We start from the raw sequence: 1,180 nt of genomic DNA, 5'->3' as shown, positions 1-1,180 counted from the left end.
CCGGCGGCCAGTATGAATGGGACAGCATGGCGCCAGTGGCGGTCGCCGCCGCGCATGGGCTTCATTGCTCCCGCATCGACGGTTCGCCGCTGGTCTATAACCAGCGTGACGTCTCTCTGCCCGACCTCCTCATCTGCCGGAAAGAGCATGCCCAGCAAGTGCTAAAGCTAATTGCCGAAGTGGAACTGAACGCCCAATAACGATGCCAGATGCAGCGCGAGTAGCGCCTGCGAGGACGTGCGCAATAGCGAGGAAATGATTGCTGGGCGCAAGGAATAGACAGCTCGCGTTGATCAATCGCTCGGCCTTATCCGGAGGCAGCGCTGGGGGGGCAGGTCAGGAGGGCGGCTCGCTTACGCCCGAATGACTAGAATGTCACCACCGGCTCCTTGCTGGTCCAGCCGATCGGGCGACCTCACACGGCCAGACAGACCCGCTCGCGCAATGCCCCTACGTCTCACCCTTGGCGTGACCACGCCCGCCGCTATAGGTGATACCACCCTCCTTGATTGACTCACGAGGGGGATTCCCAAAGTGCCGAAACTCTGACGCGATGTCTGCCGGTTGGAGGACACGTCCATGGGTGGCGCGATTGGATTGCGGGACGCCTTCGACGCAGCGGGCTTGAGACGACTGGCGCGGACAACGAAAATGCGAACCAGAGCCGGCGGCTGTTCGCTTTGGCGGAGACTTATGATGGCATGAGTCGTAGCGATGCCGCGAGAATCGACGGGGTGACGCTGCAGATCGTGCGGGATTGGTCGTGCGATTCAATGAGCGGAGGGCAGACGGGCTCCTCGACGGCAGGGCGCCGGGGCAACCTTTCTTGCTGAATCGTGCCCAGCGCCGAGCGTTCGCTGAGGTGGTTTAAAGCGGCCCGATGCCGGTGAGGAATTTGGTGTGTCCCTGATAGAAAGGACCGTGGGCCGGGATGTCCGTGAGCAGCCCCCACACGCCGTTGGGCGCCATGGCGGACAGTGTCGCTCGAACGAGATCGAGATGCACCGATGGCCGACCGGTGGTCGGGAGCAGCGCCAGCACCGAGTTAAACCGATCGAGCGGTGGGTGCGCGCCTGCTCGGCTGACGTATCAGATCGGTCTGCGAGATCTGTGTCTCAGCTTGGCGGGGACTGTCAGGATTTCCGTGTGTGGGCGGGCATAATGGGCAAGAAGGAGTCCC

At 62.5% G+C, this 1,180-nt stretch carries 1 protein-coding gene and 1 pseudogene; one reads left to right on the top strand and one right to left on the bottom strand.

Annotation, left to right across the window (positions count from 1 at the left end; all coding sequences use genetic code 11):
• A pseudogene (locus AX724_RS22965) lies at positions 1 to 200 on the top strand (3'(2'),5'-bisphosphate nucleotidase CysQ); the annotation flags it as partial.
• Positions 201 to 867: 667 nt separating this feature from the next.
• Here AX724_RS22965 and AX724_RS23445 read toward each other — a convergent pair.
• Positions 868 to 1,041 (bottom strand): hypothetical protein, encoded by a 174-nt coding sequence (locus tag AX724_RS23445; RefSeq protein ID WP_156448114.1) that lies wholly within the window; start codon positions 1,039 to 1,041, stop codon positions 868 to 870.
• Positions 1,042 to 1,180: the final 139 nt, after the last annotated feature.

It is taken from the genome of Sphingobium sp. CCH11-B1, assembly GCF_001556865.1.
GTDB lineage: Bacteria > Pseudomonadota > Alphaproteobacteria > Sphingomonadales > Sphingomonadaceae > Sphingobium.
Note: the sequence above shows the minus strand (reverse complement) of the source record. Positions and strands in the feature narration are given on the sequence as shown.